Origin of the sequence: Roseicyclus sp., assembly GCF_965662675.1 — a bacterium.
Classification (GTDB): Bacteria; Pseudomonadota; Alphaproteobacteria; order Rhodobacterales; family Rhodobacteraceae; genus Roseicyclus.
Genome location: NZ_CBFIIK010000110.1, coordinates 1 through 8,669 on the forward strand (window position 1 = coordinate 1; position 8,669 = coordinate 8,669).

At 61.7% G+C, this 8,669-nt stretch carries 10 protein-coding genes; 4 read left to right on the forward strand and 6 right to left on the reverse strand.

Annotated elements, in window-relative coordinates:
* From ACTG4J_RS13110 to ACTG4J_RS13125, 4 genes are all read right to left on the reverse strand, one after another.
* Positions 1-1,737, reverse strand: a 1,737-nt coding sequence (locus ACTG4J_RS13110) for a 5'-3' exonuclease H3TH domain-containing protein (protein ID WP_439140192.1), incomplete at its 3' end; no start/stop codon positions are given.
* 77 nt (positions 1,738-1,814) lie between these two features.
* The gene (locus ACTG4J_RS13115) at positions 1,815-2,006 is read right to left on the reverse strand and encodes a zinc-finger domain-containing protein (protein WP_439140193.1); all 192 of its coding nucleotides are present in this window, start codon (positions 2,004-2,006) and stop codon (positions 1,815-1,817) included.
* A gap of 91 nt (positions 2,007-2,097) precedes the next feature.
* Positions 2,098-2,478 (reverse strand): HIT domain-containing protein, encoded by a 381-nt coding sequence (locus tag ACTG4J_RS13120; RefSeq protein WP_439140194.1) that lies wholly within the window; start codon positions 2,476-2,478, stop codon positions 2,098-2,100.
* A 12-nt stretch (positions 2,479-2,490) separates the two neighbouring features.
* On the reverse strand, positions 2,491-4,068 hold the full coding sequence (locus ACTG4J_RS13125) for a DUF5928 domain-containing protein (protein WP_439140195.1): 1,578 nt from the start codon (positions 4,066-4,068) through the stop codon (positions 2,491-2,493).
* 144 nt (positions 4,069-4,212) lie between these two features.
* On the opposite strand from ACTG4J_RS13125, the gene ACTG4J_RS13130 reads away from it, so the two are divergent.
* Entirely contained in the window at positions 4,213-5,031 is an 819-nt protein-coding gene (locus ACTG4J_RS13130; RefSeq protein ID WP_439140196.1) for a sulfotransferase family protein, read from the forward strand.
* A gap of 12 nt (positions 5,032-5,043) precedes the next feature.
* On the opposite strand, the gene ACTG4J_RS13135 is transcribed toward ACTG4J_RS13130, so the two are convergent.
* Positions 5,044-6,036 carry an adenosine kinase gene (locus ACTG4J_RS13135; RefSeq protein WP_439140197.1) on the reverse strand — a complete coding sequence of 331 codons (993 nt, stop codon included), beginning with the start codon at positions 6,034-6,036 and terminating at the stop codon, positions 5,044-5,046.
* Positions 6,033-6,677 carry an endonuclease III gene (nth, locus tag ACTG4J_RS13140; protein ID WP_439140198.1) on the reverse strand — a complete coding sequence of 215 codons (645 nt, stop codon included), beginning with the start codon at positions 6,675-6,677 and terminating at the stop codon, positions 6,033-6,035. Before nth ends, ACTG4J_RS13135 begins: the two co-directional genes overlap by 4 nt.
* Positions 6,678-6,771: 94 nt before the next feature.
* Here nth and ACTG4J_RS13145 point away from each other — a divergent pair, with 94 nt between their 5' ends.
* The 3 genes from ACTG4J_RS13145 to ACTG4J_RS13155 all read left to right on the forward strand — a co-directional run.
* Positions 6,772-7,620: a methylated-DNA--[protein]-cysteine S-methyltransferase gene (locus ACTG4J_RS13145; RefSeq protein WP_439140199.1), complete on the forward strand. Its 849-nt coding sequence runs from the start codon at positions 6,772-6,774 to the stop codon at positions 7,618-7,620.
* A gap of 123 nt (positions 7,621-7,743) precedes the next feature.
* On the forward strand, positions 7,744-8,397 hold the full coding sequence (locus ACTG4J_RS13150; RefSeq protein WP_439140200.1) for an OmpA family protein: 654 nt from the start codon (positions 7,744-7,746) through the stop codon (positions 8,395-8,397).
* A gap of 68 nt (positions 8,398-8,465) precedes the next feature.
* Positions 8,466-8,669, forward strand: a 204-nt coding sequence (locus tag ACTG4J_RS13155) for a GntR family transcriptional regulator (RefSeq protein ID WP_439140201.1), incomplete at its 3' end; no start/stop codon positions are given.

Sequence of the window (8,669 nt, forward strand, 5' to 3'; positions counted from 1 at the left end):
GGCCAATTCATACAACTCGGCCTCGAACCCCGCCATTTTCTGGGCAAAAGCGTTCGACATGCGGCTAAGCGCGTCGCGGTCGACCTTGATCCCCGCCATTTCCATGCGCGCCAGCACCGGCACCAGCGGGCGCTCCATCGTTTCATAGACAGTGGTGACATGGGCGCGATGGAGCTGTGGCTTGAATGTCTGCCACAGCCGCCATGTCACATCGGCATCTTCGGCGGCATAGGGGGCGGCGGTGTCGATCGGCACGCGGTCAAAGGTGATCTGCGATTTGCCCGATCCGATCAATTCCTTGATCGGAATGGGTGTATGACCAAGGTAGCGCTCGGACAGCGCATCCATCCCATGTCCGTGCAGCCCGGCGTTGAGCGCGTAGGACATGAGCATCGTGTCGTCGATGGGGGCGACAGCAATGCCGTAGCGGGCAAGGATTTTCACATCGTATTTGGCGTTTTGCAGGATCTTCAGCACCGATGCGTCCTCGAGCATCGGCTTGAGTGCCGCCAGCGCGGCATCAAGGCCCATCTGCCCATCGGCCAGCGCGGTCGAGCCGAAAAGCCCCTCACCCCCTTCGGCGCGATGGGTCAGTGGGATATAGCACGCCTCATTCGGCCCGGTCGCCAGCGATATGCCCACCAGATCGGCGGTCATCTCGTCGAGGCCCGTGGTTTCGGTATCGATGGCGACATGTCCCGTGGCGGTCGCGCGCGCGATCCATTTGGCAAGCGCATCGGCATCGCCGACCACCTGATATGTGCCACGGTCGATCGGCGGCATGGCGGGCGCATCTTCGCCCGCCGGATCGGCCCCGCGCGGGTCGGTGTCAACGATCACCGGGGCGGCCACGCCGAAGCCATCGGCGATGCGCTTGGTCAGGCTGCGAAACTCCATCTTCGCCAGGAAATCGAGCAGCACCTCCGCCTCGGGTTCGCGCACCTCCAGTTCGTCGAGCGTGACTGCGATGGGGGTCTGGTCATCCAGCGTCACCAGCCGCTTGGACAGGCGGATCTGGTCAGCGAAATTGATCAAGGTCTCGCGACGCTTGGGCTGGGGCACTTCATCCGCCCTCTCAAGAAGCGCCTCCAAGCTACCGAATTCATTTATCAAAAGGGCGGCGGTTTTGACTCCGATGCCGGGCGCGCCGGGAATGTTGTCGACACTGTCACCGGCCAAGGCCTGCACATCGACAACCTTGTCGGGCGTGACCCCAAACTTGGCCTCGACCCCTTCGATATCGATGCGCAGATTCTTCATGGCGTCGAACATCTCGACGCCGCCGCCGACAAGCTGCATCAGATCCTTGTCTGAACTGATGATGGTGCAACGCCCCCCCGCTTCGCGGGCTTGGCGGGCAAGGGTCGCGATGATGTCGTCGGCCTCGTAATTCTCAAGCTCGAGGCAGGCGATGTTGAAGGCGCGCGTCGCCTCGCGGGTCAGGGGAATCTGGGGGCGCAGATCCTCGGGCATGGCCTCGCGGTTGGCCTTGTAGAGGTCGTACATATCGTTGCGGAACGTATGGCTGCCCTTGTCGAAGACGACGGCGGCATGCGTCGGCGCGTCCGCGCCGGTGTTGGCCTCGATCATCCGGTGGATCATGTTGCAAAAGCCCGATACCGCGCCGATAGGCAGGCCGTCGGATTTGCGGGTCAGCGGCGGCAGCGCGTGGTAGGCCCGGAAGATGAAGGCCGAGCCATCGACGAGATGCAGGTGATGTCCCTTGCCGAATGCCATATGCGCGCGCTCCCCGTTCGATCCGTTGGGGCTGTTCTAGCGCGTGCGAGCGCGGCCCGCGACCCCGCTTTTGGGCCTCAGCCCTCGGTTTTCAGCTTTTCGGCGAAATCGGCATGGATGAATTTCTTGTCGCAATAGCCACATTCGACCCAGCCACGCTCGGGCGCGATCGAGAGCCAGACACGCGGATGGCCCAGCGCCCCCTCGCCGCCGTCACAAGCGACACGGGTGGCAGTCACGATCTCGGTCTCGGGCGGGGCGATGGGCATGGTCGGTGTCCTCGGCTGCGATCTCATGCGCGATATGGCAGGTCAGGGTTTCGCAAGCAAGACCGAGACCCCGCCGATCACGCGCGAAGACCTAGCCCTGCTGCAACATCCGGCCCAAGGGGCGGCCCGACAAGATATGCACATGGTAATGCGGCACCTCTTGGGCGGCGACATCACCCGCGTTGGAAATGGTGCGATACCCCTGCCCGCCCTCGCCCGGCTGCACGCCCAGTTGGGCGCAGATCTTGGCGATGGTGCGGTTGAAATCCACGATCTCGGCATCGCTGGCGGCAAGGCCGAAATGATCGGCGCAGACATAGGCCCCCTTGGGGATCACCAGCACATGGATCGGCGCTTGCGGCTGGATATCGGCAAAAGCCAGCGTGTGTTCGGTTTCCATCACCGTCTTGTTGGGTATCTCTGCGCGCAAGATACGCGCGAAAATGTTCTGCGGGTCGTAGGAATAGGCCATTTTTGTCCCCTGTCAGTCTGCGAACAGATACGGGGTTTCGGCCAGCTCTTGCGCGGTGTCCAGATCAATATCGAAAAACTCGGCCAAAACCGTCGCATTCTCGGCCGGGCGGCGATCTTGTCGAATGCGCCAATAACGCGGAAACTCGGCATCGCGGATGCGCATCGACTCATCGTCGAATTCATGGCGCAAGGTCGGCAGCATCCGTGCGATCACCTCACCGGGGCTGTCGGCGGTGGCCAGCCCCACGCGCTTGGCATGGCCGACGAGATACTGGTCATCGAAAACGCATTGCAGCTCGAGAATGCGGGCATTGGCGCGATCCGACATGAAATCATGCATCAACGCGATATTGGCCGGATCGAGACAGATCATGAGCTGGTCGGCGCGGTAATAGTCGAACAGCATCCGCATCAAGGCGCGACGGTGACGGTTGCGCTTTTCCAACGTCCGCTCGATCCCGCCCAGATGCGGCACGGCACAGGTCGACTCGTCGAACAGGTATTCCATGCCACGCAGGTCCAACTTGTCGACACTGGCATGCAAGAAGCGTTTGGCGACATGCCATTTCTTGCACACGATCATGTAAAGATCGCGGTCGGTGCCAAGCGTGCTTTCGCGCTCCCAAAAGCGGGTGGCGTAGCGCTTGCCGATCCGCCCGCGACCCGTGAGAAAGGCATGAAGTTTCTCACCCTCTTGGCTGGTGGCGAAATCGACCCTTTCGGATTGCCACAGCGCACCCAGACGATCCTTGAGCAAGCGCGCCTCGGGGCTGATCTTGCGGGCGAAAAGGAAATCTTGACTGATCAGCAGATCGTATTGGTCGTTGTAGAATGTCACCGGCATGCCGTAGTCGGAGAACAGCTTGAAGGTCAGCGTGCGGCTTTCGATCTCGCGTTCCGGCACGAGATGGCGGGCCAATGTCTGAAAGAAGGTCTCGTCAGGGATCCATGTCGTGGAAAAAAAGCGCACGACATCGGGACGCTTGCGGCAAAAGGCCAACATCCGCTCGATGGTGCGCCGGCGCAGGCACCACCACTGGCTCCCGATCTGGACGCCGATATCGGCGGGGATACGGCGCGTGAGCTTGAGGCGCTTTTGGATCTCGTAGCTGCGGTAGAAGAGCCATTTATGGGTACGCTCATTGAACCAATGACGATAGATCAGCCGCTCTTCCTTGAAGCCCGTCTTGATCCAATCCGAGGTAAAGAAATCGAACGCCTCGATGTAATCACGGTCGGCCGCATCGAGGAAACGATGGGCGTAGGCCGCCGATTTCACCGGCAGACAATCACCTGACAGCATGTAGAAATGCGTGGCGTCGGGGAATGCGGCCTCGGCTACTTCGACGGCATTGAGCGTCGCGCGTACAAGGCTCCATGCGCCCCAGCCGCATTTGATCCGTTTCTTGGCGAAAACCACCCCGGAAGTGCCGGCAAGCGCCGTGGTGATGGCGGCATAGTCGGCCGCTTTGGCGCGAGCGTCAAAATGGATGGCGACGTAGTCACCCGTCGCAGTCAAGCGCGCGGCCTGCCTTATGATGGCGGGCGCGTCTTTATGACAAAGCAAGATGAACGCAATCTTTGCCATCAGGGAAACAGCACGCCTCAATCTTTCCTTATTGTTCTCATATCAGTAACTAACGGAAGTTGAAGAGTCTCATCTTTTTACGCAATATGCACCAAATCGGCGCGAGATGGTGGCGCACCAATAAAGACGAAAGAGGCAGGAGCGATGGGTTTCCCAGGAACCTGGATGACGGAAAGCGAAAGCGTGGTCTATCGCGTGGTGCCCAAATGCGCCTGCTCGACCATCGGCCAGATCATGTTCTACTCGGATCACGCCGAATATTTCGACGGCGATATCCATGACGCTTCACACGGGCTGCACAAATGGTCGCTGGATGCCAGCCAACCCTTGATCGAGGCGAATGTGAAGGGCCACAAATCCTATACCTTCACCTGCGTACGTAACCCCTATACCCGTGTTCTTTCGAGCTTTTTCGACAAAATTTGCGGCATCCAGCGCAACGGGAAACGCTACCGGGGCAATCTGGTGCCGCTGTTGATCCAGAAATACGGGATCGAGGTCGGCGGCGAAGATGGCAAGGGCGAGTTCGACCAGATCGCCTCGTTTCGGCGGTTTTTGCTGTTCGTGCGCGACACCATTCGCTGGCGCCGCCCGATGGAGCCGGACATTCATTGGTCGGCCATGTCGGGCCACATCTCGACCCTGATCGTCAATGGCGGGCGCTACAACAACATCTTCTGGACCGAGAAATTCAACGACGGGATGCAAAACGTCCTCGACGGGATCGAGACACGCCACCCGATCGACCTGTCACGAGTGCCGCGTTTCAACGAAAGCGAGGGTCACGGCCCCAAGCGGCTCCATCCGGTTGAGGACTACTTCGACGATCTATCCATGCATCTGATGCATGAGATCTATCACCGCGATTTCGCGCTGTTCCGTTACGATTTCGAAAATCCCGCCAACAAGATGCCCTTGGGCGAGATCGATCTGGACGAGGTGCATGCCAAGCTGGGCGATTAGGCCCGCTTGCGCTTAGGCCAGCCCCGCTTCGGCAAAGACTTGGCTCAAGGGCCGCTTGGGGCGTGGGCCGACATGGCGGATCACCTCGGCGGCGGCGGCGACACCCATCCGGCCCGCAATCTCCAGATCATGCCCCATCGCCATGCCCGCCAAGAACCCGGCAGCGAATTGATCGCCCGCCCCTGTTGCATCGACGGGGGTGATGCGCGTCACCGGCACTTCGACCCGTTCAGCGCCGCGCAGGATTTTCACCGGATCGCCCGAATGGGTGCAGACAACCAGATCGCAGATCGCCGCCGCGCGCGTCAGCGCCGCTTCCAGATCATCGGTCTGGTACAAAGCCAGCCATTCTTCGTGATTGCCGATGACGTAATCCATCTGGGTCTCGATCAGCGCCAAGAAATCGCCGCGGTGGCGATCGACGCAGAACGGATCGGAGAGCGTGATACCCACCTTGCCGCCGCCTGCCCGGCAATGGTCGGCCGCCGCGTGAAAGGCCGATTTCCCCTCGGGCTTGTCGTAAAGATAGCCCTCGAGAAACAGCCAGCGCGCGCCACCGGCGACGGCTGCATCCACATCGCCCGCATCGAAATCGGCGCCCGCACCCAGATAGGTGTTCATCGACCGCTCACCATCGGGCGAAACGAAGATCATCGAGCGTGATGTCGGCGCTTGCGCGTCGCGCGCGGGCGGATTGGGAAAATCAGTGCCTTCGGCGGCCATGCCATCGGCATAGAAGCGGCCCAGTGCGTCATCCTTGACCTTGCCCAGAAAAGCGGTCGACAGCCCCAACGTGCCCGCGCCTGCGATGGTGTTGGCGACCGAGCCGCCTGGCGTCTGCACCCGGTCCGACATGGCGGCGTAAAGCAGTTCCGCCCGCTCGCGGTCGATGAGCTGCATGATTCCCTTTTCGATCCCCATATTGTCGAGGAAACTGTCATCGCCGTGGCTGATGACATCAACGATGGCATTGCCGATCCCGACAAGATCATAGGTTTTGGTCATGGGGTTTTGTCCTCGTATTGGCACAGGTCGCGGATGATGCAATCGCTGCATCTGGGTTTGCGTGCGACGCAGATATAGCGCCCATGCAAGATCATCCAGTGATGGGCATGAAGCTGGTATTCGGCGGGCACGTGGTCTTCGATGGCGCGCTCGACCGCATCGACATCGCGCCCCGGCGCAAGCCCCGAGCGATTGCCAAGGCGGAAGATATGCGTATCGACGGCTTGGGCGGGAAACTGCCACCACATGTTCAAGACGACATTGGCGGTCTTGCGCCCCACACCGGGCAGCGATTGCAGCGCGGCCCGGCTCGATGGCACCACGCCGCCGTAATCCTCGACCAAGATGCGGCTCAACTTGATGACATTCTTGGCCTTGTTGCGAAACAACCCGATGGTCTTGATGTGTTCGATCAACCCCGCCTCGCCCAAGGCGAGCATCTTTTCCGGGGTATCGGCGATCTGGAACAGGGCATGGGTGGCGCGGTTGACACCCTTGTCGGTCGCCTGCGCGCTGAGCGCCACGGCAACGACCAGCGTGAAGGCGTTGGTATGGTGCAACTCGCCCTTCGGTTCGGGCGTGTCGGCGTGAAACCGCGCGAAAATCTCGCGCATCGCGGCATAGGGAAGCTGTTTGGCCATGGCATCTTTTGGCGATTGTCTTGGCCCGCGTCCAGCATGTTTTGGCGCAAGTTCCGGGTCGCGCCTGCAAGACGGTTGTGGCTAATGTAGCTCCATGACCCAAGACACCGCCTATCATTACAACGTCATCCGCCGCGCGATCGATCTGATCGACGCGGCCGAGGGGCCATTGCCGCTGGAGGCGCTGGCCCAAGCCATGCAGATGAGCCCCGCACATTTCCAGCGCATTTTTTCCGCATGGGTCGGCGTCAGCCCCAAGCGCTATCAGCAATATCTGGCGCTTGGCCATGCCAAGCGGCTTTTGGCCGAGCGTTTCAGCACGCTTGAGACGGCCCATGCGGTCGGACTTTCGGGCACGGGGCGGCTGCATGATCTGTTCGTGACATGGGAGGCGATGGCGCCGGGCGATTACGCGCGGGGCGGCGCGGGGCTGACGATCCGGCATGGCTGGTGCGACAGCCCCTTTGGCCCGATGCTGGCGATGGCGACCGATCGCGGGATCTGCGGGCTGGGTTTTGCAGCCGAATCCGGGGCGGATGCCACATTGGCCGATCTGCGTGCCCGTTGGCCCGATGCCGAGCATCGCGATGATGCCCGCGCCATCCGTCCCTTGGCCGAGGCGGTCTTTGGCGGAGCAGCCGATGCACGGCTGCACCTGATCGGGGCGCCGTTCCAGATCAAGGTCTGGGAGGCGCTGCTGCGTGTGCCGAGCGGACATGTCACGACCTATAGCGAGATTGCCGATGCGGTCGGCAACCCGCGCGCGGTGCGCGCTGTGGGAACGGCCGTGGGGCGCAACCCGATTAGCTGGCTGATCCCCTGTCATCGCGCCCTCAGGAAATCGGGGGAGTTGGGTGGCTATCACTGGGGCCTGCCCGTCAAGCGCGCCATGCTGGCATGGGAGGCTGCGCGCAGCGAAGCACCCGAGGCCAGCCATAGCTGACAACTGCGCGGGTTTCCGCCATTGCGCGATTTCGTGCTGCCGGTCATGCGATGGCCTGATATACTCGCGGCGAACCGCGCGCCGGGATGAACCGGGCCGAGAGCAGTATGGAAAGGTAAACTCATGACTTCGAAGGCGAAAATCGCGATGCTGGCGGCTGTATCGGCCATGGTCCTTGCAGGCTGCGTCACCAATAGCCCCCAGCCGATGGGCGAGCGCACCCAAGCCGGTGCGATCATCGGCGGCATGGTCGGCGGATTTCTCGGTGGCACGACCAATGACAGCGACCCGGCACTGGGTGCGGTCGTGGGTGCGGCCGCGGGCGCACTTGCCGGGGGCGCAATCGGCGCGGCCCTCGACCGTCAGGCGCAAGATCTGCGCGGCTCGCTCGCCAATGATGAGATCATGATCCAGAACACCGGGCGCGAACTGATCGTCACCATGCCCGACGGCATCTTGTTCGATGTCGACAGCGCCGCCATCCGGGCCAACCTGCAAACCGATATCCGGGCGCTGGCGCGCAATCTGCAAGCCTATCCCAACACCACGGTGGATGTTGTCGGGCATACCGACAACACCGGCTCGGCCGGCTATAATCAAGACCTGTCATCGCGCCGCGCGCAGGCGGTGGCCGGCGTGCTGCTGGAACAAGGCGTGTCACCCGCACGGGTCCGCGCCTTTGGCCGAGGCGAGGATGACCCCGTCGCCAGCAACCTGACACCCGAAGGGCGCCAACTGAACCGCCGGGTCGAGGTGATCATCCGCCCGACCGGCTGACGCAGGCGCAATCGGCTGGACACCCCCCTCGCGCTGGTCATATTCTTTGACCAATCGGGAGGGGGCTCATGCCATTTCAACGTATCGAAGCCGAAAAGCTTTCGCATTCGGTGGTCAGGCAGATTGAGCAATTGATCTTGCGTGGCATTTTGCGTCCCGGCGAACGTTTGCCATCGGAGCGCGAATTGAGCGAACGCTTCGGTGTGTCACGGCCAAGCCTGCGCGACGCGGTGGCCGAATTGCAGGCGCGCGGCCTTTTGGCGACACGGGCG